Origin of the sequence: Belliella marina (assembly GCF_042682445.1) — a bacterium.
Classification (GTDB): Bacteria; Bacteroidota; Bacteroidia; order Cytophagales; family Cyclobacteriaceae; genus Belliella; species Belliella marina.
This window is the reverse complement of record NZ_JBHUHR010000015.1, coordinates 326,567-351,377: the sequence shown is the minus strand read 5'-3', so window position 1 is coordinate 351,377 and position 24,811 is coordinate 326,567. Positions and strand designations below refer to the sequence as shown.

At 40.1% G+C, this 24,811-nt stretch carries 20 protein-coding genes and 2 tRNA genes; 5 read left to right on the top strand and 17 right to left on the bottom strand.

The window, feature by feature from the left end; genetic code table 11:
* Nucleotides 1-584: 584 nt before the first annotated feature.
* Nucleotides 585-1,355, bottom strand: coding sequence for an energy transducer TonB (locus ACFSKL_RS05825; RefSeq protein WP_376884307.1), 771 nt, complete (start codon nucleotides 1,353-1,355; stop codon nucleotides 585-587).
* A 425-nt stretch (nucleotides 1,356-1,780) separates the two neighbouring features.
* Here ACFSKL_RS05825 and ACFSKL_RS05820 point away from each other — a divergent pair, with 425 nt between their 5' ends.
* Complete coding sequence (locus tag ACFSKL_RS05820; protein ID WP_376884306.1) at nucleotides 1,781-3,043, top strand: hypothetical protein; 1,263 nt, start codon at nucleotides 1,781-1,783, stop codon at nucleotides 3,041-3,043.
* An 83-nt stretch (nucleotides 3,044-3,126) separates the two neighbouring features.
* On the opposite strand, the gene omp85 is transcribed toward ACFSKL_RS05820, so the two are convergent.
* From omp85 to mutS, 8 genes are all read right to left on the bottom strand, one after another.
* Nucleotides 3,127-4,632 carry an Omp85 family outer membrane protein gene (gene omp85 / locus ACFSKL_RS05815; RefSeq protein WP_376884304.1) on the bottom strand — a complete coding sequence of 502 codons (1,506 nt, stop codon included), beginning with the start codon at nucleotides 4,630-4,632 and terminating at the stop codon, nucleotides 3,127-3,129.
* Between the two features lie 101 nt (nucleotides 4,633-4,733).
* Nucleotides 4,734-6,083, bottom strand: coding sequence for an ATP-binding protein (locus ACFSKL_RS05810; protein WP_376884302.1), 1,350 nt, complete (start codon nucleotides 6,081-6,083; stop codon nucleotides 4,734-4,736).
* Nucleotides 6,080-6,769 carry a response regulator transcription factor gene (locus ACFSKL_RS05805; protein ID WP_376884675.1) on the bottom strand — a complete coding sequence of 230 codons (690 nt, stop codon included), beginning with the start codon at nucleotides 6,767-6,769 and terminating at the stop codon, nucleotides 6,080-6,082. Before ACFSKL_RS05805 ends, ACFSKL_RS05810 begins: the two co-directional genes overlap by 4 nt.
* A gap of 195 nt (nucleotides 6,770-6,964) precedes the next feature.
* A complete protein-coding gene (locus tag ACFSKL_RS05800) occupies nucleotides 6,965-7,201 on the bottom strand; it encodes a GIY-YIG nuclease family protein (RefSeq protein WP_376884300.1) in 237 nt (78 codons plus the stop codon).
* Between the two features lie 159 nt (nucleotides 7,202-7,360).
* Nucleotides 7,361-7,444: transfer RNA gene (locus ACFSKL_RS05795), tRNA-Leu, on the bottom strand.
* 62 nt (nucleotides 7,445-7,506) lie between these two features.
* A tRNA-Gly gene (locus tag ACFSKL_RS05790) sits at nucleotides 7,507-7,579 on the bottom strand.
* Nucleotides 7,580-7,724: 145 nt separating this feature from the next.
* Nucleotides 7,725-8,528 (bottom strand): helix-turn-helix transcriptional regulator, encoded by an 804-nt coding sequence (locus ACFSKL_RS05785; protein WP_376884298.1) that lies wholly within the window; start codon nucleotides 8,526-8,528, stop codon nucleotides 7,725-7,727.
* Nucleotides 8,529-8,797: 269 nt separating this feature from the next.
* Nucleotides 8,798-11,410: a DNA mismatch repair protein MutS gene (mutS, locus tag ACFSKL_RS05780; RefSeq protein ID WP_376884296.1), complete on the bottom strand. Its 2,613-nt coding sequence runs from the start codon at nucleotides 11,408-11,410 to the stop codon at nucleotides 8,798-8,800.
* Between the two features lie 87 nt (nucleotides 11,411-11,497).
* On the opposite strand from mutS, the gene ACFSKL_RS05775 reads away from it, so the two are divergent.
* Together ACFSKL_RS05775 and ACFSKL_RS05770 are read left to right on the top strand one after the other, a co-directional pair.
* Nucleotides 11,498-12,034 (top strand): RNA methyltransferase, encoded by a 537-nt coding sequence (locus tag ACFSKL_RS05775; RefSeq protein WP_376884293.1) that lies wholly within the window; start codon nucleotides 11,498-11,500, stop codon nucleotides 12,032-12,034.
* 7 nt (nucleotides 12,035-12,041) lie between these two features.
* Nucleotides 12,042-12,776, top strand: a complete 735-nt coding sequence (locus tag ACFSKL_RS05770; protein WP_376884291.1) for an energy transducer TonB — start codon at nucleotides 12,042-12,044, stop codon at nucleotides 12,774-12,776.
* 16 nt (nucleotides 12,777-12,792) lie between these two features.
* On the opposite strand, the gene ACFSKL_RS05765 is transcribed toward ACFSKL_RS05770, so the two are convergent.
* The 6 genes from ACFSKL_RS05765 to ACFSKL_RS05740 form a co-directional block, all read right to left on the bottom strand.
* A complete protein-coding gene (locus ACFSKL_RS05765) occupies nucleotides 12,793-13,986 on the bottom strand; it encodes an ATP-binding protein (protein WP_376884289.1) in 1,194 nt (397 codons plus the stop codon).
* Nucleotides 13,987-14,393: 407 nt separating this feature from the next.
* A complete protein-coding gene (gene ccsA, locus ACFSKL_RS05760) occupies nucleotides 14,394-16,922 on the bottom strand; it encodes a cytochrome c biogenesis protein CcsA (RefSeq protein WP_376884288.1) in 2,529 nt (842 codons plus the stop codon).
* A gap of 20 nt (nucleotides 16,923-16,942) precedes the next feature.
* Nucleotides 16,943-17,359, bottom strand: a complete 417-nt coding sequence (locus tag ACFSKL_RS05755; protein ID WP_376884286.1) for a cytochrome c maturation protein CcmE domain-containing protein — start codon at nucleotides 17,357-17,359, stop codon at nucleotides 16,943-16,945.
* A gap of 137 nt (nucleotides 17,360-17,496) precedes the next feature.
* The gene (locus ACFSKL_RS05750; RefSeq protein ID WP_376884284.1) at nucleotides 17,497-17,760 is read right to left on the bottom strand and encodes a CcmD family protein; all 264 of its coding nucleotides are present in this window, start codon (nucleotides 17,758-17,760) and stop codon (nucleotides 17,497-17,499) included.
* Nucleotides 17,760-18,437 carry a cytochrome c biogenesis protein CcsA gene (gene ccsA / locus ACFSKL_RS05745; RefSeq protein ID WP_376884282.1) on the bottom strand — a complete coding sequence of 226 codons (678 nt, stop codon included), beginning with the start codon at nucleotides 18,435-18,437 and terminating at the stop codon, nucleotides 17,760-17,762. The genes ACFSKL_RS05750 and ccsA (ACFSKL_RS05745) overlap by 1 nt, the downstream gene beginning before the upstream one ends.
* A gap of 118 nt (nucleotides 18,438-18,555) precedes the next feature.
* On the bottom strand, nucleotides 18,556-19,221 hold the full coding sequence (locus ACFSKL_RS05740; RefSeq protein WP_376884674.1) for a heme exporter protein CcmB: 666 nt from the start codon (nucleotides 19,219-19,221) through the stop codon (nucleotides 18,556-18,558).
* Between the two features lie 355 nt (nucleotides 19,222-19,576).
* On the opposite strand from ACFSKL_RS05740, the gene ACFSKL_RS05735 reads away from it, so the two are divergent.
* Nucleotides 19,577-19,969, top strand: a complete 393-nt coding sequence (locus ACFSKL_RS05735) for a VOC family protein (protein ID WP_376884280.1) — start codon at nucleotides 19,577-19,579, stop codon at nucleotides 19,967-19,969.
* 182 nt (nucleotides 19,970-20,151) lie between these two features.
* Nucleotides 20,152-20,880, top strand: a complete 729-nt coding sequence (locus ACFSKL_RS05730; RefSeq protein WP_376884277.1) for a carbon-nitrogen hydrolase family protein — start codon at nucleotides 20,152-20,154, stop codon at nucleotides 20,878-20,880.
* A gap of 149 nt (nucleotides 20,881-21,029) precedes the next feature.
* Here ACFSKL_RS05730 and ACFSKL_RS05725 read toward each other — a convergent pair whose 3' ends face one another.
* The gene (locus tag ACFSKL_RS05725; RefSeq protein WP_376884275.1) at nucleotides 21,030-21,842 is read right to left on the bottom strand and encodes a tyrosine-protein phosphatase; all 813 of its coding nucleotides are present in this window, start codon (nucleotides 21,840-21,842) and stop codon (nucleotides 21,030-21,032) included.
* Between the two features lie 12 nt (nucleotides 21,843-21,854).
* Nucleotides 21,855-24,713, bottom strand: a complete 2,859-nt coding sequence (locus ACFSKL_RS05720) for a TonB-dependent receptor (protein ID WP_376884274.1) — start codon at nucleotides 24,711-24,713, stop codon at nucleotides 21,855-21,857.
* Nucleotides 24,714-24,811 lie beyond the last annotated feature (98 nt).

The following is a 24,811-nucleotide window of genomic DNA, read 5'->3' as shown; positions in this document are numbered from 1 at the left end:
GAGACAAGAAGTAAAGCCCGCTCAGATGTTATATTCGGAGAGTCAAGTCCTGAAATAGAGTAGAAATAATGTTGAAATAGTTTGTTATCAGCAACCTTTTCTAAAATCAGAGACTAAGGAGGTCACAATTCTAATTCCAATTTTTTTCGTTATAAGTTTGTTTTTTCATTACTTCATTCTATTTCGCCAAACTTATCTACAATGAGGCAGAGACATGTTTCTACCTTGTTTCAATTGTATTTTGAGAACCTGTTTACCGTGGTAAAGCATATTCAGTGAAGTTTTATTTCGACGACTATTATATTGCAATATTACGATAATAAAAATTTCTAGACTAATGTTTAACTATTTTTTTCCATGATTTATATCAGGTTATATTGAAAGGTGTGCCGCCATACAATTGGAAGAAGCAATCAGTGGCCAAACAGAGTGGGGAAGATTATTGAAACCAAAGAGTTTGGGAAAAAGACCTTGATTGAAGATTTTGGCAGAATCACCACATATACTTCTTGTCATGTTGAGCATTTGGCGATTGTGGAGAATTATAGGCAACGAGAATTTAAATATTCATATTTTTCTAAATTTTAACCTAAGGAAAACTTTACAGGGAAATACATCCAAGCTGATATATATTGCCCATCTATACTTCTTGCTGGGATAAACCCTCCTTTATACTTTCTCAGGATTCTTTCTACTTCTTTCTTCAAGGAAGAGTGTGTTTCATGTGAATTCATGAATTTAATTTCTGATAATTCTCCTGTATGATCGATCTTTATTCCTACAAATACTTTTCCTTGATGACCACCTATTCTTGCAACCAGAGGATAAGTTAAATTATTAAGCAAAAATTTTTCCCATAACTTATAGCTAGTAAAACTTGGGTGGAATATATTCCTATCTACAAATTCTTCTTCCCCAGTTGTTTGTATATAGATTCCCTCACATTTGTCTTTAGTTTGGCAGTGGAGATCTAAAATAATTTCCTCCTCAACAATAACAAATATACGTGTTGAATCAGAATTTGAATATTTTAATCTGCTTTGTTCCAATTTTCCTGTCAAAGAAAATTTTTGTTCTACTTCAATAAAAATTCTAGTACCTAAAGAATCTGCAGTCCTAGCTTTTTTAAAAGCTATTAACTTATTTTCTAGGTTGTAGATTTTCTCTATTGACTCACCTGTTTTTGAAGTGCTCTCAATTTTGTTGTAATGATGATCATCACTACCTTCATTAACTGCGAAAAAGTGCTCGTTTAATGGTGTTATTACTCTTTCCTGAGAATAACAGTTTGTGTTATAAAACAACACGAAAAATGCAGAAAACAGAATTGTTCTATGTATCATACTTAAATCCATAAAACTAACTTATTAGATTTTGTTAAATTTTCCAAATAAAACTTTTTAAAAAATTTAAGTCACTTTTTGGTGCCATAACTCCATTTTGATCTCTTTTGTAAATTTCCATGATTTTCCAAAAAAAGTGATTTATAGTTTTAAATGTTTTTTGGGGTTAGTTGGATAATATTCTTTTGAGTTCTAACATGGCTTGGATGATCATACTCAATAGTATGGTTTATTCTGTCATCTGTGTCAATCCACCAAAGTTTCAATAGTGATTCACATGTCCAAATTGAGGCAAAAGGAAGACTTGCTTTGACTTTTGTCACATTCATCGGAAAAATTGAGAAGAATAAGGTGTTTAACTTAAAGCAATAGAAAAATTAAATGCAACAATGTTGCATATAAGGGAATGGAAACATACTTTTGCAAGAAAAAGATTTATGAAAAAGTATTATGCATTTGCGAGTGCACTATTGTTTGCATCGTTGATTGGATGCCAGGAGAAAGAGGATCCTATTGTAGAAGAGCCGAATTTTGGGGAAACGGAAAGTGAATGGGTCAGATTGGCTTTGTGGAATGAAAATTCTAAGCTGGGTTTGTTGAATCCTGTTTCTGAAGAATTCGCCCAGCCTGACCTTCCTGCTTTCAGTACTACAAGTGCTAACTATGTAACTTCATCTGGTAGATACATTGTATCTATGGAAAGAGCAGAGGGTAATGTTAGGTTTTTCGATTCGGGATTGGAGAACCACAGTGACCACGGACATGCTTATAGTCCAAAATGGTTGTCTGCGACAGCAGTAGCTCCGTTGCCAACCCACTTTTCTTCGACTTCTGGGAATATTGTCATCTTCAATGATGGAGATGGAAGTGTGACATTGGCAAGAGAAACCAATATGGAAACCCCAAGCTTTACCCCAACGATTATTTCTGGTCTTGGGAATGGTGTGCACCATGGGGCAGCGACATGGTTGAAGGGCAATAAACTTGCAGTGACTTTCAAAGACGAAGGGACAGAAGGATCGCTCCCACAACGGGTGAAATTATTGGACTTATCCGGTGACTTGATTTCTGAAAATGAAGAGGTGTCTGTCACGGGAATTCATGGAGATGCATCCAATGGTGATTTTGCAGTATTTGGAGCTACCGAAGGTGTGGTTGTGGCAGGAGCAGATGACCAAATCAAATTGATAGCCAATCCAAGCCCGTTGGAATCTACTTCCGGCAACTGGATGGGGACGATTAAGGGTAATGACAATATCAGCAAATTCTACGGTTATGCGAGCCAGCAAGGTATTTTTGAGATTGATCCCATTGCCAATACCATCAAACCAATATTCTTGTCAAACAATATCAAGACCTATTTGCTAAGTGCAGATGGCGGCCACTTGATTGTTCAGACGAAGGATAACGTGGTTAAGGTGTTTGACACCACCTCAGGAATTGAGTTGGCTTCCAAACCGGTGACTGTAGCGGAAAATGTAAATGCTGGAGCCAGAAAAGCTGGGGATGAGTTGGAGCATTACAGGATGATGAATGAAGAAAATCCGGTTTTGACAGCTTCTGAGAACTTTCTTTATGTATTAGAGGCAGACAAAACGAAGATCCATGTAAGGAATCTAAAAACGCTTAATACTGTAGCTATCATGGATGCTCCATCTGGTACTGTGAATTTGGCTAGGGTTGGGTTTCAGACCAAGTAGATATTCTTTCTTTTGACAAATTAAAATAGCCCGACTTTGATAGAGTCGGGCTATTTTGGTTTTTGGAGTCTTGTTGTTGGCTTTTAGAATATATGTCCAAAACCAAAGAAAAACTGGCCGCCTTCTCTACTTTGTGCATAATCCAAACGGAGTATGGTAGATTGGTTCCAGGCGATTCTTCCCCCTATACCTGGAGCTCCCCTGAAATTGTTAAGCTGTATATCGGTCAACCCTTCCCATACTGTACCAAAGTCATAGAATGGCGTCACACCAAGGGCAAAGTGCTGATTGAAAGCATTGAAGTCATGCAGCCTGGCACGCATTTCCAAATTTACCAAGCCTACAGTGGGAGCCATGAATCTGGCTTCTCTATAGCCTCTCAAAGATCTGCCACCACCAAGGACGAGGATTCCCCCTGCTTCAGCTTGGGAAGAAAGGTCCCACATTTCTATAAAGTTGATGTTTGGGCCATAGATATGTCCAAATGCTGCCAATCCTGCAAATGTAAGTCTGTTTCGGTTGTTTTTCCATCGGTGGAAAGTGTGAATAAATTGACCCTGAACCATGAATTTGTTGAAATTGAAATCAGATCCCAACCAAGGTGCGGAGTATTCGTGGGAGTACTGCAAAAATAGTCCTTTGGATGGGTCAGGCTCCAAGTCTCTGGTGTCATAGATCAGTGCGGCGGCCAACATAGATGTAAACTTATAGCCTTCTGAAAATCCCGAAAGGTTGAATCTTTGCCAAGTGCCGTCATTAATCTGTCTGTTGACCAAAGTTTGACGCTGTATAGCTTCAACTTCAGTGCCGTCAGCTAAGAAAGCCTCTTCTGCTAGCTTTCCTGAATAATCTTCAAAGGCTGTGAAAAGTGCCTCGTAGCCGAACAGCAACCGTAGTTTTCCTCCCATCTCTACCCTTTCCCCAAGTGCGTTGAAAAGCAATTCTCTTTGGAGAAATTGATTGTAATGCGTATCCGTCTGAAGTCTTCCGCCATTTCCTGGAACAGCCAAGCTTAAATTGTCCTCGTATTCATTTACACGGTTAAACTGACGTACCCCTGCTTCCGCGCCTGTGGATTTATCCTGAAAGCCAAGTTTATCCAAAGATTGCCTTCCTATTCCCCAATATTGGGCATTGGGGTCTTCCCAGATTACTGCGTCTGCCCTAAATCTCCATTTTGAGTTGAAGATATATGGGATATCCAAATTGACGGCAGCCCTAATTCTGCCATTTTCAAAGACAAAAAATTCTGTGTTGATGCTGTATCTATAAGGGGTATAATAAAAGAATGGATCTTCTTTGGTTTTGTTTTGGAAGAAAAACACATTTCCTCCTATGCCGAAACCACGGATTGGGTCAAACTCAAATCTCGGCAAACCCGTTACAAAAAAGCCTTCCTTTTTATTGAGAATGTCTTCACGAGACAGTTTTTTGTCGTCTGACAATTCAAATGGCAGGCTGATGGTATCCAGGATTGAAAGACGGTCTGTGTTTTTGTGGCCATCGGGGGCTCCGATTCCGATGGTTGCTTCTTGTGCAAATGAGTTTACCCCTATAAGCACAAAAGAAATGAGTAATAGCTTTTTCATATTTTCCCTATTGGACGATGCAAAAGTAAAACTGTAGACCCGAAAGGCTCTTTAGGGAGTGGTTAGAAAAAAATTAGAATCCCATTAGAATAATGGAAGGGTTAGAATTCCAATGTTACAGTAGTCCCTTTTTCGATTTCCGAAGAAACATGGGTTTTTCCATTGTGAAGTAGGATAATCTTCTCTACCAAAAACAACCCAATGCCGCTACCTTCAGCAAAAAGAGTGTTGTTTCCCCTAAAGAAGGGGGAGAATATTTTTGGTAAATCTGCCTCTGGAATACCGATTCCTTGGTCTGTGAAAGTCAGGGTAGGGCGGGAGTTTTTCGAACAAATCTTGATGAGACAATACTTGTTTTCCGAGAATTTGCATGCATTTTCAATGAGGTTTTTAAAAGCTGCGCTAAGGAGGTATTCATTTCCCTGGATTGTAATCATTTCTTCTTCCAACCCTTCCGGAACATCCATTTCTACCCTAAAGTCAGGATGGTTTTTTTGGAGCTTATGGCTGGCTTCGATGAGGCATTCATCCAGTCTGACCGCTTTGAATTTTACTTCTGATTTGTCATAGCCGGCTTTCGCGAGATCCAAAAAGTTCTCCGAAAGCTTTGCAATCTTTTTGGAGTCGTCAAGTATGGTTTGCAGGGTGGTTTTGTAATCGGCCACTGACCGTTCTTTGGATAGGCTCAACTCGATTTCACCGATAATAATGGCCAATGGTGTGCGGAATTCATGGGCTAGGTAAGAGACAAACTGCTTTTGTGATTCGAATGAACTCTCGAGTCTTTTGAGCATGGCATTGAAGGTTGTTGCCAAAAGACCAATTTCATCATTCCCTTCTTTTAGCCTCAAGTCCAGGTTGCTGGCGGAGATTTTTTTTGCTTCATCAGACATTTTGGAAAGCGGGATTAGGGATCTTTTGGAGAAGTACTTTCCTGTTACAAAAATCAATAGGAGTCCAGAGAAAAATGCCAGCAGCATAGTCGTTTGGAGGTTTTTCAGTTTGCTGAATCCATATCCATCAAAGGCTGCTGCTGTTACGATAAATGGTTTGCCGTCAAAATTGTAGACTATTCCAACTACCTGCCATTCCTTTTGGACAAATTGGATTTTTCCCTTTTTTAATATTTCAGCAAGCATTTCAGGGGTTTCCTTCACAAAGTCGATACTCACTGCATCATGGTAGATCAAGCTCATGTTGTCATCGTATATTGCGGCTTCTACTTCATAGAGTATTTCTCGGTTGTTCTTGTAGATGGTTTGCAATGTTTCGGCGTCAAGTTGCGTTTCCAATAGCAGGTTTGCTTTTGTAATAGCTTCTTTTTCAAGGATATTGTAGAATTCATTCGCTCTGTTTTGGGAGGCGGAAAAGTATACAACTGCCATAAAAAGTGCGAGGATCCCAGCACTCACCGCAGTAAAAAGAAAAGTAATGCGTTGTTGGATATTCATGATCGTTGCAATATAAAACCCATTCCGGGACGCGTATGGATCAGTTTTTCATCAAATGGTTTGTCAACTTTTTTTCGGATATAGTTGATGTAGACATCAATGAAATTTGTCCCAGTGTCAAAGTTCACTCCCCAGACTTCTTGCGCGATCTCTTCTCTGGAAAGAACCCTGTCCGGATTCTTTACCAGAAAGGCAAGTAGGTTGAATTCTTTGGGGGTCAAGGTGATCTCTTGGTCTTTTCGGAAGACTTTCTTTACCTGAAGGTCTATTTTTAGATCAGCATAAACCAATTCATTGGTATAGCTAATGCTATTTACAGCTTGGGTTCTTTTGAGGAGGGTTTTGATGCGTGCATGCAGCTCCCTGAAGTCAAAGGGTTTTACCAAATAGTCATCGGCGCCAGCATCGAATCCTTCGAGCTTGTCGTCGGTGGTGCCCAGGGCTGTCAGCATGATGATGGGGGTTTGGGGATGCTTGTTCCTGAGGTGCTTGCATAAGTCTAGCCCATTGATTTTGGGAAGGATAAGGTCGGTGATGACCAGATCCGGCATGGTGTTTTCGAACAGTTTCAATGCAAGTTCTCCATCATAGGCCAAGAGAACTTGCATCCCGGATTCTTCCAGTCCCCGCTGCAACAGTGAAGCTAGACGGACATCGTCTTCAACAACTAATATCTTTGCTTGCATCATTGTTTAAAGATACCAAAACTGAATTAGTATTGATATTAGAAAAATATTAAAAAACAAAAACCCCGTATTTCTACGAGGTCTTTGTACCAAGAGCGGGAATCGAATCTACCTGGCGGCAGACAGGCCTACCAGTCAACGGCAGACAGGTCTACCTGGCGGCAGACAGGTCCGCACGGCCGTGAAGCCACAAGATTAGGGCAAGGAATAAAGAAATCTTTTACCGGGAGTTGATTTCAAAAATTTTTCATGTTCTCTAGCTTCAGGCCTTGTCAAAAAAGTTTTAGAATAGATGATGCTAAATGGGGCATAAGGCTTGGTTGTTTTTTCGTATCCTGAGTTATGTCTGTGAATTCTGTCTTCGAGATTTGAAGTTAGTCCTGCATAGATATATTTTCTTCTAATACTTGATATTGCGTATACAAAAAACATAATCTAATATAAAACAAAAAAACCGTATTTCTATAAGGTTTTTGTGCCAGGAATGGGGATCGAATTTACCTGGTGGCAGACAGGCCTGCACGGCTGTGGAGCCACAAGGTTTTAATGTGTGTTAAAAAACAAAGACCCCGTATTTCTACGAGGTCTTTGTACCAGGAGCGGGAATCGAACCCGCACGGCCGTGAAGCCACAAGATTTTAAGTCTTGCGTGTCTACCAATTCCACCATCCCGGCTTCACTTCGGCGTATGCCGGAGCTACTTATAAACAACAAAGCCCTTAAAGAAGGGCTTTTTGAGCGAGAGACGAGATTCGAACTCGCGACCCCGACCTTGGCAAGGTCGTGCTCTACCAGCTGAGCTACTCTCGCATTTGTGTATGTTTTTGACTTTGATCTTTTATCTCCGTCTTTTGTGTGTGCAAAGGTATATCAGTTTTCCTTATTTGCAAAACGATACGGTAAAAAAAATCCAATATTTAACAGTCTTGAACTTCTGTTGTTGATAATCAGGAAATTAATCTATTGATGTTGTCAATAAAATTTTCATCAATTCAGCAGTGTTTTTTGCTTTTAGCTTTTTGAAGATATTTTTCCGATGGGTATTCACTGTGTTTTTCGAAATGTTTAGCTTCGTGGCGATTTCTTGAGAGTTTTTCCCTTCCAAAATCATATTGGAGATCTCCCGCTCTTTTTTTGTCAACTTGAAGTTGACCCTGTTTGGATCCCTTTTGGAGGCATGGATTTTATCTCCATCTTGGGAGGTGTAGGAATAGCTCCAATCGAAATTATTCACTTGTGGGGGATTGACCAAATGGACTACTATGTGGAGGTCGAAAACCACATTCTTGTTTTTGTCTATCAAGTAAGGTCTTACTTTTGACGCAAACCATTTTATTTCTTTGGTTCTGTAATGAACCCAACGGACGGTATAGGTAAATTCAAAAGTTTCCATTTCTTCCCGTTTTAACCCCTGTAATAAATCCAAAACGATTTTTTGAAATTTTGCCAGTTCAGGGACATCCTCAGGGTGCAACATTGTCAATACTGCCTCCATGCCCTTGTTTCGGAAAAATGAATTTGGGTAGCCCATGATGTCCTCGACATTGTCGGTGAAAAATGCCAAACTCAAATCCCTGTAGTCAAAGCATCCTATGATGATACCTTCCTTCATCCCCAGATTTTGACTAAGTGCTTCCAGGTCTTTGAGCAATTTGTCTTCATCAATATCGGTGGTGTTGAACTCTCTTTCTTTCCACTCGGTAAAAAAATCAGAATAGGAATTCTGCTTTTTTAAATTTTTTCTTAAAAATCTATCCATAAATGTTTTCCAACTGCAAACAGCACCTTTAAACAAATAAACATGATTTTAATGTATATAACAAGCCAAACAGCTTATTATATGTTTATACAGATAAATTGAACTGAAAGAAAATAGTTTCTTTATTTTTCATATTATCTCTTTGCATCATATGGTTATCCGCAATGAAACCAGTAGCCAACTGCCGTTTTAAATTAGAAGAACACATTATTCTAAGTGGCTACTGGTACCAAAGGGGATATTCATATCTCCCAAAATCTCTACCGTATTTAGTTTTCCAACTTCTTTTTTATTTCATTTAGTTTTAGCAATGCCTCAACTGGTGAAATGGTGTTGATGTCGATCTGATCCAGCATTTCTTTGGCCTCTTTGTATTTAGGGTCCATCTCAAATAGGGAAAGCTGATAGTTGTTTTTTGGCATGTCCTTAATTTTCTCCTTTTGCTCGTTGAGATCTTTGTCCTTTTCAAGGTGTACCATGATCTCAGAGGCTCTTAACACAACTGGGTTTGGCATTCCGGCCATTTGGGCTACATGGATACCAAAACTGTGTTCACTTCCCCCTTCTTTCAGTTTTCGCATAAAGATGACTTTATTGCCAACTTCCTTTACAGAGACATTGAAGTTTTTGATTTTGGGAAAATCCTCCGCCAACTGGTTCAGTTCATGATAGTGTGTGGCGAAAAGTGTTTTTGCTCGTGACTTTGGATGGTTGTGCAAAAATTCCACGATAGACCAAGCAATGGAAATCCCATCATAGGTGGATGTACCACGTCCGATTTCATCCATCAGTACCAGACTTCTATCCGAAAGGTTGTTTAGGATACTTGCTGTTTCGGTCATTTCTACCATGAATGTAGATTCTCCTTTTGCCAAGTTGTCCGAAGCTCCTACCCGGGTGAAAACCTTGTCTATAATCCCAATCCTGGCAAATGTAGCTGGCACAAAACTTCCCATCTGGGCCATCAACACGATCAAGGCTGTCTGTCTCAGGAGTGCGGATTTACCTGCCATGTTAGGTCCTGTGATGATGATGATCTGTTGGGTGTCATTGTCCAGATAGATATCATTGGGTACGTAAGCTTCCCCTACAGGCAATTGTTTTTCGATCACTGGATGCCTACCGTCTTTGATCTCCAGAGTGTCTGTGTCAGATATTTTCGGTTTGCAGTAGTTGTTGCTTATCGCTACGGAGGCAAAAGAAAGCAAACTGTCTACAGAAGCAAGGATTCTGGCATTCTGCTGGATTTGGATGACGTATTCGGATGCATCCTGAACCAAAGCCAAGAAATACTTCTGCTCGATGGCAATCATCCTTTCCTCAGCGTTGAGGATCTTTTCTTCGTATTCCTTCAGTTCAGGGGTAATGTACCTCTCGGCATTGACCAAGGTCTGTTTCCTGATCCACTCTTCAGGCACTTTGTCTTTGTGGGAATTGGTGACTTCAAGATAATAGCCAAAGACCTTGTTGAAAGCTATCTTCAAAGAGGAAATCCCTGTTCTCTGAACCTCTCGTTGCTGCAACTGTACCAAATAGTCTTTTCCTGTATTGGCAAGTCCTCTGTACTCGTCCAATTCAGCATCCACACCATCTTTGATGATGTTTCCCTGATGGGTGAGCATTGGGGCATCTTCTTGGAGTTCCCTTTCGATTTTCTCCAATAAAAATTCACATGGATTGACTTGGTCTGCAAGTTTCTTGAGGGATGCATTGGAAGATTTTTTCAGGAGTTCTTTGATTGGCAGGGTGTTCTTCAGTGCTTTTTTGAGCTGATTCATTTCCCGCGGATTGATCCTTCCTACCGCAACTTTTGAAATCAACCTTTCCAAATCACCGATCTGCTTGAGGTGGTTTAGGATTTCTTCCGACAATTCTCTTTTTGTAAAAAAGTGTTCTACTACCTTAAGTCTTTCTTCTATCGGTTCCTTTTCTTTCAGGGGGAGAACCATCCACTTCTTCATCATCCGTGATCCCATCGGTGTCACGGTATGGTCCAAAATAGAAATCAGGGGGATCCCTCCATCTTGTTGTGGATATACCAATTCCAGGTTTCGAATGGTGAATTTATCCAGCCAAACATACCTCTCTTCGGCAATTCTGGAGATCGCAGCGATATGTTTCACCTCTTTATGCTCTGTTTCTTCCAGGTAGAATAGTACCGCTCCGGCAGCGATGATTCCATGCTCCAATGTTTCTATCCCAAATCCCTTCAGGTTGTTTGTGGCAAAGTGATTGGTGAGTTTTTCATAGGTGTAATCATACTGATACACCCAATCTTCGCAATGGAAGGTGGAAAAATTGTCTTTGAGAATCTCTGCTGCCCTAGATTTGGCAGTTTTAGAATAGATGACTTCAGAAGGGCTAAAGCTTTGGAGTAATTTTTCGATATATGACTGGGATCCTTCGGCACACATAAATTCTCCCGTGGAGAGATCGAGGAATGCAATGCCCAAAGTGTCTTTCCCGAAATAGATGGACGCAAGGTAGTTGTTTCTTCTTTTGTCCAGGACATTGTCGTTGAATGAAAGTCCTGGGGTGACAAGCTCCGTGACACCTCTCTTGACGATTCCCTTGACTTCTTTGGGGTCTTCGAGCTGGTCGCAGATAGCCACGCGGTTACCTGCACGGACAAGCTTAGGGAGGTAGCTATCTAGTGAGTGGTGCGGAAATCCAGCCAGTTCAATGTGGGAAGCGGAGCCATTTGCCCGCTTGGTCAATACGATATCAAGCACTTTGCTTGCCTTGATGGCATCTTCTCCAAAAGTCTCATAAAAATCCCCTACCCTGAAGAGCAGCAATGCTCCCGGGTGCTTTGCTTTGATTGCATTATATTGCTTCATCAAGGGTGTTTCCTTCACTTCTGTTACCTTCGCTTTGGCCATTTTGTACCTTAAATTAAATCTTTATGCTAATTTTGATTCTGCTTGAAAGCTTGAAATTATAATATTAAGAAAGGTAAACAAAACCCAATGAAAAAATTAAGCATGGAAGAGCTCAATCGGCTCTCGGTGGAGGAGTTCAAAGAAGTCGAAAAAAGTCCGATAATCATTGTTTTGGACAATATTCGAAGCTTGAATAATGTTGGTTCTGCTTTCAGGACTTCCGATGCATTTTTGATTGGGAAGATTTATCTTTGTGGTATTACCGGTACTCCGCCGCATCGTGATATCCAAAAAACAGCTCTTGGCGCTACAGAATCTGTGGCTTGGGAATATAAGGCAACCACCTTAGAAGCTTTGGAAGAAATAAAGGCCAGTGGTTATGAAATCTGCGCCTTTGAACAAGTGGATAGAAGTGTGAAGTTGAATGAATTCGAAGCCATTTCTGACAAAAAATATGCATTGGTTTTTGGAAATGAGGTTTTTGGGGTTGAAGATGAAGTACTCAAAGCGTCCGATCATGTGATCGAGATCCCACAGTTGGGGACAAAACACTCTTTGAATATCTCGGTGACTTTGGGTATTGGGATTTGGGATTTTATGACGAAGATGGGCTTGTTGAAATAATAACAATATGGGAAAACGATTACTCTTGCTAACTTGTCTATCCTTAGGTTTTTATGGGGTAAAGGCTCAGATGCTTAACTATCTTAATGTAGGGAAATTTCCTATTAAGGATATTGATACCTATCCTCCTTGCTTTTTCTCAGTTACTTATGAAAGTGATGATAAGAAGGAAACCAAGATTTATAGTTTGGATAGTGTTTTGGTTGATGAAATAATCGTATTCAATGATCTTGAAGGAAATGAGCTGAAAAAGATTGAAAGAAAGTATAACGATAATGGGAATTTAGAATGTATCATGAAAGTTGACTTTTTGTTGGCAGAAACTGAAATGGAGACTTATTATTTCAATGGACAATTGAAATCTAAAGAAAAATGTGAAGGAGAAAAATTGGTTTCAGGGAATTATTATAATGAAAATGGATTAGAGATAAAGAAACCTGAAAAGGTTCAACCTGAGCCATTTGATGGTATTCCTGGTATGTTTCTGTATCTTCAAAATAACCTTAGATATCCAAAAGATGCTCGAAGAAAAGGGATTGAGGGTGTTGTTTATTTATCTTTTGAAATTACTGAGGAAGGTGATTTTGAAAATCTAGAAGTACTCAATCCTGAGCCTCATCCTATGCTTGCCCAAGAAGCTTTACGAGTGATTTACAATTACCCTTACCTTTGGACTCCTGGGACTTTGGATGGAGAGAAAGTAAAAGTATTGATGAGGTTGCCTATAAGGTTTAGGATGTAGGTTTAAAGCATTTCCGTCAATAAAGAAACCCAAATAGCCACAATGGAATTGACTTTCCAACAGGGTACTCCAAATCGTCTTTTACCAACCAAGAGTTGGGCAAATCCAGTATTTGTCTGGAATCCTTATTTTTCCCACCCATTTCAACCACATATTTCCAATCGATCAGAAAATCACCAGATTTTGGCATTGAAAGCTTGTGCTTAGCACTGACTTGATTGTGGAAAAACACTTCTCTGACTGAACCAATTTCTGGTGCATCCTCTGAAAGTGCGTACAGAAGGTTGCTGTTTTCCATAAAAATCTTCTCTGGTTTTTGAAGTAATGCAGCGCTACTCCCACTTGCTTGCAGTAAACTCAAAAGTCTCGCTTCCTCCAAAAAGTAAAGGTAGTTGTTGATAGAGTTTCGGTGGATTCCCGTCTTTTCGGCTAGTTTGTTGATGTTAGGTTTGAATGGAACCTGCTGTGCTACTACGAAAAGTAGCTGTAACATCTTTTTGGCGTGTCTTATATCAAATCCCTTTAACTCAGCCATATCATATTCGACTATTAAACGGGACTGTTGTCGGAGTCTTTGAAAATACCCCAACCTGTCTTCTGTTTGATATGGATAATAGCCAAATTTTAAGTACCCCCGAAAATTTGCCAAAGGTTTGAAATCTTTTGGAAATAGACTTCTGATTGATTCTTTGCTGTTCAGTAGTTCCTCCAGCTTCAAAACCGGATATCCCATGCCATATTGATAATGAAGATACTCACGATACGATAAAACTTGAAGTTCATACATCAATGCCCTCCTGCTGAGGTCACCTTCTCGTGTTGAAATATCCACAATAGATGATCCTGTAAATACAATTTGCAAATCCCTGTACCGATCATATAGATTTTTGATTTCTTGGGACCAAGAGGGGTACTTATGGACTTCATCCAACACCAAGAGTTTTCCTCCCTGCTGATAAAATAACTTGCCTGTTTCCAATAAACTATTGCCCAAAAAATAGATATCATCCAAAGTGAAGTATGCCTTCTCAGACATGCGAAGATTGGAAGCTTTCAGCATTTGCAAAAGCATGGTGGTTTTACCTGTCCCACGGGCACCTTTAATGCCAATTAATCGATTGTTCCAATTGATTTGTGTATAAAGATATCTCTTGAAGTTCAGAGAAACTTCCTCGATTAAATTTTCAGAGTTAATTATTATATCTTCCATTTCTGCACAAGTATATATGCAGATATATAGATAAAATGCATAAGTACTTGTGCGTAAATTAATTTTTGAAAGATTATTATGGAGATCTTCAACTACAAGGAATATGGACAAAGTAACATTTATCCACAAAAATTAATACGAGTATCCGCAATGTTGTACGTTGTCTCAGAAGAGGTATTATGTGTTGCGGATTCTCGTCACCGGACAACTGTCAACAGAACCTCAAATCATTTATCAAACATTCTATTGATTGGCTACGTGCAATCAAGCGGATACACATAAAAATTAAATCAAATTATTTTAAAAAAAAGGGAAAAGCTAAAAAGAGGATTTCCCTTTAACTTTTCCCTTACCTAAGTACATTCGCAGAATAATACTTAATAAAATGATCTTCAAATGGAAGCTTATTACTCCAAACCCTTATCCCGCATCTTAGAGAATTCGTCATACCTTCTGTAGATCGCCACACAGAATCCAATCAACATGATGATCGTTCCTGCCCAAAGGATATTGATTTGAGGTTTGACGATGGCTTTTAGGATCACATAGTCTTTTTGGTTGCTATTGACGGTGAAGACAAATTTATTTTCTTCAGGCAAAATATTCGTCAACTCGATTTTGATACCAAGTTCATTGTCTATGATTGGGATTCTACCGACTTGGTTATTTCTGATGATGAAAATTGGCTCCAGCACTTTTTCCACATCATAGTCTTGGATGGTTAGCTTGGCTTTTACCGCTACATCACCGTCGAAAAGTTGCATTCCATCCAGTTCCTTCACCACATCTGCACTTTCGAATTTGGTGACCATATCAGAGATGAAGAAAGTGTCATTTGGTGATACTTCAAACACTTCGTCTTTGTTCCACTCAGGATCTTCAAGATCGTTGATGACGGAAACGAAAGTGTATAGATCCTTGTCGACAAATCTCCTGGAATCTGGAGATGATATCAAGCCCATGGAAGTGTTGTACTGTGCCATTGGGCTTAGGGAAAAAGCCAATTGGTCATCTTGGTAATAGTCGATTTTGTAGTAGTTGTTTTCTTCCAAAACAATCTGGACAAACTCCCCTTCCCTGTGATATGTTTTTCCATCCACAACGATATCTTTCAGAGCGATAGCCTGATTCACTCCTTCAGCTTTTTTCAGTATGTTGCTATCAACTAATCCAGGTACACCCACTACTTTTTTCTGACGTCCTCTGTAGATGGCAGTGTAGTCTTTGATCTGTGTAGGCTTGTTGATCCAAAGAAGTACATGTTCTTTGTTGATTTCATCTTCGAAGCTATTCTTGTATGTCAGACCAGAAAGATTGTAAGAAATCGTCTCTGAATAACCTGAAGAGAACATCACACCGATCAAAATCATCCCCAATCCAATGTGTGCCAAAGATCCACCTGCGAGTTTGAAGGTGGATTTTTTAAGGAGTTTAAATAAAATGGTCGCGTTCGCAACGATAGTAAATGTACCAGCGAGGACTACAATGCTATAGCTGATATTATAAACTTTTCCCAGAACAATGATCACCGCTGATAGCAAAACCGAAACTATGTAAGGCATCACCAAAGTGTCCTTGAGTGTTTTCCCATCCATTTTGTTCCACCAAAAAAACTGTCCAACCGCAGTAAGTAAGGCTAAAACAACAGCAAACCAAAGTTGAAATTTAGTGTAAAATCCAACTTGATCTGTGGGTGGAGCCATATTTGAGATCCCTCCGAAACTTTCTACGATAGCGTTCCAAACTGGAATCGAGGTAGGAAGGATCACTTGAAAAGCCATCAATGATAATGTCGTAGCTCCTATGAATATCCAAAATTCCCGTGAATACACAGATGCTTCTTTGTCTGAAGTAGGAATGTACTTCCAAGCTCTGACAGACAGAAAAATAGCAACTGCCAAGAAAAACAGTAAGTATATCAAAAGCTGTCCAGAAAGTCCCAGATCAGTAAATGAATGCACTGATGAATCCCCCAAAACGCCACTTCTCACCAAGAAGGTAGCGTAAAGCACCAATATAAATGAAGCAATAATCAGTACTATGGAAGTTTTCAGCGCAGTACTGCTTTTCTTGAAAGTAATCATGGTATGGATTCCTGCGACCATAATCAACCAAGGAACATAAACGGCATTTTCCACGGGATCCCAGTTCCAGTAGCCACCGAAATTCAAGGTTACATAAGCCCAATAAGCTCCCATGATGATCCCCATTCCCAAAATCATGGCAGAGAATATGGCCCAAGGCAAAGCTGGACGAATCCATTCTGAGTATCTTTTGGAAGCCAACCCAGCCATCAAGAACGCAAATGGCACCAAAGTACTTGCATAACCCAAAAACAATGTCGGTGGATGGATTACCATCCAGATGTTTTGTAACAATGGATTCAATCCTGTACCATCTTCCGGCACAAAATCAGGGTTCATCTGGAAAATCGGGGCTGATACGGCGTCTCTCAAGAGTATAAATGGAGAACTGCCGATTTTCAAATCACCAATCACCACACCCAAAATCATGGATACCAGGAAAGCCTGTACCAATGCAAATACGATCATCACTGGGGCTTCCCAGGATTTGTTGGTATGGATGATTACTAAGCCTAAAACCACATTCCAGAAGATCCATAAGATAAATGCACCTTCCTGACCTTCCCAAAAACTGGAGATCATATAATGTACTGGCAATGCCATCGAGGAATGGGAATAAGCATAGAAATACTCAAATCTATGGCTGTAGATAATCTCGAATAGTGAAACAGCGATGACTACACTCGAAACAGAATGGATGTAAAAAAGTATTCTGCTGAAGTTCCTCCAATTTGCTTTCTCGAGTTCGGAGGCCACACTGTATTTATAATAGGAAAAGGCCGTCACTACAGCACTTACAAAAGCAAGAATAGTAGCAAAATGGCCTAAATTACCAACAAAGGTATTGATCATAACTTATCTTTAAATCTAATTTACATTCCGGCAGTATTCACTTCCGTTTCCTGATATTTGGAAGGACATTTCATCAAGATCTTGTCCGCCATAAAAATTTCCTCAGTTTTATAGGAACCAATTACAACCACTTGCTCGGATCTGTGAAAATCTGCAGGTACAGGTTCATTGTAAAAGACTTTTTGTTCAGTTCCATCATTATCGACCATCATAAAGTAAAATGAGGTCTTGTTTTCATTCACTTCAATCCCTTCTACTTCTCCCGACACACTTTTCTTCAATTGACCCACTACGTGGATTGCCTTGTCCTCACCTTTTTTCTTCATCTCCTTGGCAGTAGCGAAACTTTCATAAGTACTTGTGTCTCCAAGCATAGAGACGATGATCACAATCGCGATTGCAATAATCCCCAGTCCTAAAATGTGCCCTTTTTTCATCTGTTTATAATTTGATTTTTAACGGTCTTTTCATGCCCCGACTTTCGGGAGAATCTCGCATAGTGGATAATCTTTCCCCCCTGTGACGTAAGTCCTCCTGACTGCATCTTGCGGTCGGGGTCGATTCCATACCTTTTTTATTTTGAGTTTATCCCACTTTCTTCTTCAAGCAATTTTTCCAATCTGCTGATTTTCCTGTCTGTTGCAATCACATAAACCAATATTCCGGCAAATACGATCCCGATAATTCCTACCAAGACATATATTTTCCCCTCAGAACGCATGACATCAGCCATCTCTATCTTTGTGTTGTTGTAATCGTCCTCTGTGATGGCGATTTTCTCCTGTGCGAAGCCTTGTAGACTAACCAAGAGAAACAATATTATAAACCACTTCTTCATTATAATTGATTGATCAATTTATCTTCTATTTTTCTTTCTGCTCTTTTGAGCCTAACGCGCGTTATGCTGACCCATGTGCCCAAGAGTGTCCATGCAATCACTGCCGGATAGAATACCTGACGCAGATTGCTATCCATATCGTATGCATTGAAACCCGGGTTTCCTCCATTTCCCGGATGCAGGCTGTCAGTCAGTCTTGGTAATACGAAAATCAAAGGGATAAAGGCAGCAAATGCGAAAATATTATACACGGCACCGATTCTGGCTCTTTGATGTACATCTGTCAGTGAGTTCCTTAGAATCAAATAAGCGAAATACATCAATAATCCTATGGCAGAAGCATTCTGCTTCGGATCTCCACTCCAATAGTCGCCCCAAGTGAATTTTGCCCAGAGCATTCCTGTCACGATGCCCAATACCCCAAAAAGAATGGCAGCATTGGTAAACTCAATGGCAATGTCATCATTTCTCAGATCATTTGTCCTGAGGAATTTGATGCTGTAGATTACCGCTACCAGAAGCATGATGATCATGCCAAACCACATGGTGACATGGAAGTACAGCGCTCGGATAGTTTCGTTGAGAATGGGAAGTCGGGGAACATCAAGTAAGAGTCCTGCAATAATAGTATATGCCAATAGTACTATTGTCAGAATTTTCCACCAGCTAGATTTCATGTAATCGATTTTTGCTTTTCGAGTGCAAAAATAAGGTATAAGTTCCTGATTCCTGTGCTTTTTGTCAGTTATTTGAACAGTACCAAAGGAATGTCAATGAAAAGCTGGATTTTCAATATCAACTCCTCCACAAATAAGGAAACAAGATATAGGCTGTGGCTGAAATGATAGCATTGATCGCCAAAAGTGTAATCAGTTTATCCACACTTACACTCCAATCCAGCCCATCGATGGCATTTTTGGATACCCGGATAGCCATCAGGAGAATGGGGATAATCACTGGAAAGCTCAATATCGCCATCAATGTGGCATTGTTGCTGGCTTTGGATGCGATGCCGGATACCATCGTCAGGCATGCCGAAAAGCCCAGGGAGCCGAGGACGAGATTAAGTACAAACAAGCCTTGATCCTGCACTGGGTTTCCCAAGATGATGCTAAATACCAAATACCCCAACAGCGCCAAAACCAAAGTCAAGATCGAATTGTAAATAATCTTGGAGACGATGATGGATTCTGGTGAGGCAATCATGTAGTAATACAACTGCCGCCCCTGATGCTCCTGCACGAAACTCTTTGCCACCGCATTGACAGCTGAGAAAAGGATGATAATCCAGTAAAGGGCATTCCAAGTAGGCACTCCGATATTTCCCTGCTTTGCGCCTACACTAAGGTAGGTGATAAACACCGCCGAAACGACATATAACAAGATGCCATTGAGGGCATATTTCTGCCGCCATTCGAGCGTAAGTTCTTTGAGTATAAGCGTTCGGATTTGTTGGAGCATCATTGTTGATTTGATGCCAAAGATAAGGGATAAATGGGATATGTGGGCTGAATTGGGCAGAGACGAGTAGAATTGATTCGTTGTATATGCTTTACAAGATATTCCGATTAAATTTATTATGATTATCCGCAATGACACCAGTAGTAAAATTATGCATATGAAATGATGCGGATAATTGTCAACCGTCGACGGTTGACAGTCAACTTGCCCTAGAAACAATATGGATACATTATTTTAATTGGCTACTGGTAAGAGAGCGGATATACATAAAATTTATTTAGTATATTTCAATCTGGAAATGATGGGCTCCATTGTAAATTAGTCTGTCACCCAAATCATCATAAATAATTCAATCATGGCAATAGCAGCAAAAAATCCTTTTACTTGGCTAGAGATTTATGTAGAAGACATGGATAGGGCCAGGAGATTTTATGAAAATGTATTCCAAATCGAAATGATTCCAATGCAGACACCGGGAGATTTTGGGGATTTGGAAATGTGGAGTTTTCCTTGGGCAGAAGGTGAAAAGAATATCAGTGGTGCACTCTGCAAAACAGCCGATTTCAAACCTGGGGCAGGTGGAACACTTGTGTATTTCACTTGTGAGGACTGTGCAGTAGAAGAATCAAGGGTTCAGCAGGCAGGAGGCCAAGTTATCCAAGAAAAAATGCAGATTGGAGAACATGGTTTTTGTAGTATTGTCATAGATACAGAAGGAAATACTATAGGTTTGCACTCCGATATGTAAACTATTCGTCGACAACAAATTAGGAAAACAAAGAACAGAATCGCCCCTGCAGTACAAGGAAAAAATGGTCAGGTTAAAAAAAATGATGCAATTAAGTCATGAAAGTGCAGCGGTTTGAGGAGACTGCAAGTGTGTTTCCGGTAAATAATGATAATTTGATATAAGGATCTAAAACCAAGTTCATGAAAATCTGCATTGCCCAGACCAATCCCATTGGGGGTGACATTTCGGCGAATATTGGGAAGCACAAAAGACTGATTGATCTTGCGGTTTCGTTTGGAGCGACTTCGATATTCTTTCCCGAACTTTCCCTGACAGGCTATGAACCCAAGCTGGCAAAAAGCTTGGCAACAGATCCAGATGATGGGATATTTGGAGATTTTCAAGACATAAGTGACAAGAATAAAATCGTAATAGCACTTGGAATGCCAACAAGAACAAATTCGGGGATACAAATTGGGATGTTGCTCTTTCAACCAGAAATACCTAGACAGATTTACGCTAAGCAACTATTGCATTCAGATGAGATTCCATACTTTGTCAACGGGGAAAAGCAAGTTTTAATAACAGTTAAGCGTAAGAAGATCGCACCGGCAATTTGCTATGAAAGTTTACAATCTGACCATTCAGAAAGGGCATTTAATCTAGGGGCAGAAATTTATGTAGCAAGCGTCGCCAAATCACAGCGTGGTATTGACAAGGCGATGAGCCACTATCCATCGATAGCAAAAAGATTCTCAATGCCTGTTTTAATGTCCAATTGCATTGGTTACTGTGACGATTTTTTAAGTGCAGGGCAAAGTGCTGTTTGGGATAAAAACGGGAAATTAGTTGGACAACTTGATGACCATACCGAAGGGTTTTTGATATTTAACATAGAATCAGAAAAGCTGATTAAGCAGGTGATTTGAAAGCATATTATCTAAAAACCACTAAATCTATAAATGAGACGTTCTTTCGTGTCATCCTTTGCAAGCAAATAAATTAAAAGAAGACGTTTCCCTAGAGAAACGACTTCTTTTAATTCTACAGCGATAATTGTTTTTGCCAGCGCAAAATCTCACCTCACTACCAGAAATTTTTTCTGAAGCTTGGCTTTTTCGTTTTTCCCTATTCCCAATTCTTTTTCAAGCATTGTATCTATGCTGCCATATTTTTTGATAGCAGTATCCCAGGCGCTTTCGAGATAGCTTGCCCTGACACCCATAAGCATATCTATCCTGTCTTGGGGAAGTCCATATGCATTTGATTTCTTTTTATCCAATTTGTCTACAGCTTCATTGGACAAAAGAAAATCCTCCATGATGGTATCCCAATCTGCTCCCAAAGCATGCAAAAACAATGAAGAAGCCAAACCTGTCCTGTCTTTTCCTGCGGTACAATGAAATAGAATAGCATGCTCTTTATCCAGTAATACATCAAACAGAGGCTTGAAGTCAGCTATGTTATCAATAAACCCTTTATTCACATCTACCATCAAGCCTTCAACCGCAGCTTCATCAAAATCAGGGCTCATAAGTACTTCGGCAAACTTGCCCATTTTCTCAGGGTTTATATTGCCAATGGGAGCATTGACCCAATCGATCTCCATGTTTTCGGGCAAATGATCTGGCTCTTTTGCTATTTCATGTTCTGACCTGAAGTCCACGATTGTTTTTATTCCTGTTTTTTCGAAAGTCTTCGCATCTTCTGTATTCAGGTCAGAAAAACTCCCAGACCTGTATATTACCCCATCCTTGATTTTGGAATTTGGAGAAATTTCCAATCCTCCCAATTCCCTGAAATTGGGGCTGCTTTGGATTTCTGCATTTTTTTGCCCAAATGCGACTATTGAAATGAATGAAGTTAGTATTGCCAATATTGTAATTTTCATGATTTGTGTTTTTTAAAATATGATAAGTCTGATGCCTGCCTGTCCATTGATAGAGAACCACTCACTGGATGTGATTCTGTCTTTATTTTCACCTAGGTATTGCACAAATGGTTCGTTGGTAATGTTTCTCACTTCTGCAAATGCCTTGATCTTATCGGTAATGGAATATGCCCCCGAGAAATCAACAGTGAAGTTCTTTCCTACGTGCACATAAAAATCTGGACCTAAGTCTTTGTTGATGGTCTCCACAGATGGACCTCGATAGTTGCCTGCCAACCTAAGCATAAGCCCATTTTTTTCATAGAACAATGAAGCATTGAACAGATTGCCTGATTGATTTGGAAGTGAGGTAATGTCTCTTCCGATCACTTGGCCTTGTTCATCATTCCTAGGCACTTCTAGTTCCGAGTGGATTCGTGTATAATTCAGCTCAGTGCCGAAGCCACTCAGGATACCCGGCAACCCTGAAAATCTCTTGGTAATCCCAAGTTCAAAACCTACAAGGAAAGAGTTTTCTAAGTTATTGGGTTGTGACACAAGGTAATTTGTGCCGTTTACTGTTTCTTGGGAGAGGTCATTGAAGATGAAGTTTGAGATATTTTTGTAAAATACACCCCCTGTCAGCAATCCTATATCATTCAGGAAATATTCCCCCATCACGTCAAAGTTGTGGGAAAATGTAGGAAGCAAGGCTGTATTTCCACGGCTAATCCTAGGGATTCCGCCTGTAATGTCGATATTTTCCGAGGGGTTTAGGTCTCTGAAGTTTGCTCTTGCAAAGGTTTTGGTATATGCCAACCTGAGATTGCTCTGTTCGGTAGGTTTGTATGTCAGGTGGATCATAGGAAGAAAAGCATTGTATTCATGCTTTTTGTTGATCGGCTCAGTGTTGTCAGTTTCAGCGTCAAATTGGAAACTGTTCATGGAAATATGGGTAAATTCATTTCTTATCCCACCTGTCAGCTTCAGTCTTTGGTTGATTTCATAAATCCCCATGATATATCCCGCATAGACATTTTCCTTTCCATTGTATTTCGTCGTGACATTGGATGCGGGAGAGAAATCCATGATACCGTTTTGTTCGAAGAATTCAGGAGAAAACATTTCAAAAACCTGGCCTTGGGTTAGTGGATTCAATGCCAAATAGTCAAACTGATTGTTTACTTCACTGAAATATGTCCCAATACTTGGAAAGCCTTGTGTTTGGAACTCACTCAAGAATCTAAGCGGTGGAGACCCTGGGATTCCAACTGCTGCCCCCGGTAAAAATGCCAAAGGGGTTAGTTCGCCTTCATTGTCCTTTAGTCTGATCTTAATCCCTGTTTTCAGGGTGAATTTTGAAGTGGCATTGTGTGTAAAATTCACTTGGGCCACTTTGTCATTGTCCTTTTGGTCTGTTTGGTAAATGATCATTTGTTGCAGTTGTAACCTACTTGGGTCTAAGAAATCGTTCGGGTTGGTCAACTTGGGATCAAAGTTGTATGGGTCAATACCGTTTCCATCCGGTGAATCAAACTGGTTGTAGACCAATCCATCACCCGACCTTACACCAAAGTTTCCTTGGAGATTTTGGCGAAATTGCACGATAGGCAAACCTTTCTGGTTGGATGGCATGTTTGGTGGGGTTTCCAATCTGTAGTACATCTCATAATTTGACACAGTCCAATCCAATTTGGCTTTACTTCCAAATTTGTGGATTCCTCCCAATTCAATTCCATTCAAGTTGGTTTTGTAATCAGACTCCCTGTTGCTATAGCGGTACCTGTTGCTGTTGAATTCATAATAGGATTCATACACAGGCCTTACATCATCAAACTGGTCATTTACAAAGCGTGTAAACAATTTGTGGGCAGGATTAAACTCATATTCCAATGCAGCATTGATGGCTGTCGTCCTTCTGTATCCAAAATATCGCTTCGCATTCAGTGTATTGATGGAGTATCTTTCAGCTGGGTTTGGTCTGTTGATGTTATATTCCATTGCAATCTCATCGGCTGCAAAATTCCTGTTCCAAATAGCCCCCGAGATGATCAATCCAAGTTTGTTGTTGAAAAATCTGTTTCCATATACAAGAGAAGCATTGTAAGAGGAATTTTCCGAGCGTTGGTTGTAGCCACCGGCAATGCTTGCATTGAGAATTTGCTCTTCTGGAGCAGATCTTGTGATAAAATTGATAGAACCCCCTATAGCATCACCTTCCATGTCAGGGGTGATGGCTTTAGAAAGTTGAATATACTGGATCATTTCAGCCGGTATGGCATCAAGCAAGGCATTTCTATTTCCAAAAACATTGGCACTTGGAAGTCTTGTGCCATTATATAGTGTGGATGACCATGCATAGGGAGTTCCTCTCACACTTACTTGGTTGGCTTCTCCATGGTATCTGTTCACACTGGCTGCAGGGAGTCTTTGTACAGCTTCGGCAGCATTTCTGTCTGGTAGTTTGCCGATGGCATCTGCCGCGATCACATCCATGATTCCCAAGGAATTTTTCTTGATAGACATTGCTTTGAGTTGGGAAGGCGCCATTGTTCCTTGGACAACATACTCCATCAGACTGCCGGAATCTTCAGTCATTGTGACTGTCCCAATACTGTTTAGTCCCTCTTTCAGTTCAAATTCTTTTTCGATGGTTTCAAATCCCAAATAGCTGAACCTGAGTTTTACCGTCCCATTTGGCAAATTTGATATTTGGAACTTTCCATCGATATCTGTGGGTGCTCCTTGGGTAGTTCCCAAAACCAACACATTGACTCCTGGCAGAAATCCTGCACCATCAGATATTCTTCCTGTCACAGAAACTGACGTTTGTCCAGATGCAGTCCCAAAGCAACTGACAATAAACAGTAATAGCAGTAATTGTTTTTTCATGACTTCAATTTTTTTGTGTAAATCTAGATCAGTGGGCTGCCTCATTCGTCCATGTAAATTTGGACGTACTTTTCCTAAAAGGATTGGAGTGTAAGTGA

What these genes read in the sequence shown, in the direction of transcription:
- ACFSKL_RS05825 (WP_376884307.1), bottom strand. Translation starts at nt 1,355, where the DNA reads ATGGATTTAAGTATGATACATAGAACAATTCTGTTTTCTGCATTTTTC.
- ACFSKL_RS05820 (WP_376884306.1), top strand. Translation starts at nt 1,781, where the DNA reads ATGAAAAAGTATTATGCATTTGCGAGTGCACTATTGTTTGCATCGTTG.
- omp85 (WP_376884304.1), bottom strand. Translation starts at nt 4,632, where the DNA reads ATGAAAAAGCTATTACTCATTTCTTTTGTGCTTATAGGGGTAAACTCA.
- ACFSKL_RS05810 (WP_376884302.1), bottom strand. Translation starts at nt 6,083, where the DNA reads ATGAATATCCAACAACGCATTACTTTTCTTTTTACTGCGGTGAGTGCT.
- ACFSKL_RS05805 (WP_376884675.1), bottom strand. Translation starts at nt 6,769, where the DNA reads ATGCAAGCAAAGATATTAGTTGTTGAAGACGATGTCCGTCTAGCTTCA.
- ACFSKL_RS05800 (WP_376884300.1), bottom strand. Translation starts at nt 7,201, where the DNA reads ATGTTTTTTGTATACGCAATATCAAGTATTAGAAGAAAATATATCTAT.
- ACFSKL_RS05785 (WP_376884298.1), bottom strand. Translation starts at nt 8,528, where the DNA reads ATGGATAGATTTTTAAGAAAAAATTTAAAAAAGCAGAATTCCTATTCT.
- mutS (WP_376884296.1), bottom strand. Translation starts at nt 11,410, where the DNA reads ATGGCCAAAGCGAAGGTAACAGAAGTGAAGGAAACACCCTTGATGAAG.
- ACFSKL_RS05775 (WP_376884293.1), top strand. Translation starts at nt 11,498, where the DNA reads ATGAAAAAATTAAGCATGGAAGAGCTCAATCGGCTCTCGGTGGAGGAG.
- ACFSKL_RS05770 (WP_376884291.1), top strand. Translation starts at nt 12,042, where the DNA reads ATGGGAAAACGATTACTCTTGCTAACTTGTCTATCCTTAGGTTTTTAT.
- ACFSKL_RS05765 (WP_376884289.1), bottom strand. Translation starts at nt 13,986, where the DNA reads ATGGAAGATATAATAATTAACTCTGAAAATTTAATCGAGGAAGTTTCT.
- ccsA (WP_376884288.1), bottom strand. Translation starts at nt 16,922, where the DNA reads ATGATCAATACCTTTGTTGGTAATTTAGGCCATTTTGCTACTATTCTT.
- ACFSKL_RS05755 (WP_376884286.1), bottom strand. Translation starts at nt 17,359, where the DNA reads ATGAAAAAAGGGCACATTTTAGGACTGGGGATTATTGCAATCGCGATT.
- ACFSKL_RS05750 (WP_376884284.1), bottom strand. Translation starts at nt 17,760, where the DNA reads ATGAAGAAGTGGTTTATAATATTGTTTCTCTTGGTTAGTCTACAAGGC.
- ccsA (WP_376884282.1), bottom strand. Translation starts at nt 18,437, where the DNA reads ATGAAATCTAGCTGGTGGAAAATTCTGACAATAGTACTATTGGCATAT.
- ACFSKL_RS05740 (WP_376884674.1), bottom strand. Translation starts at nt 19,221, where the DNA reads ATGCTCCAACAAATCCGAACGCTTATACTCAAAGAACTTACGCTCGAA.
- ACFSKL_RS05735 (WP_376884280.1), top strand. Translation starts at nt 19,577, where the DNA reads ATGGCAATAGCAGCAAAAAATCCTTTTACTTGGCTAGAGATTTATGTA.
- ACFSKL_RS05730 (WP_376884277.1), top strand. Translation starts at nt 20,152, where the DNA reads ATGAAAATCTGCATTGCCCAGACCAATCCCATTGGGGGTGACATTTCG.
- ACFSKL_RS05725 (WP_376884275.1), bottom strand. Translation starts at nt 21,842, where the DNA reads ATGAAAATTACAATATTGGCAATACTAACTTCATTCATTTCAATAGTC.
- ACFSKL_RS05720 (WP_376884274.1), bottom strand. Translation starts at nt 24,713, where the DNA reads ATGAAAAAACAATTACTGCTATTACTGTTTATTGTCAGTTGCTTTGGG.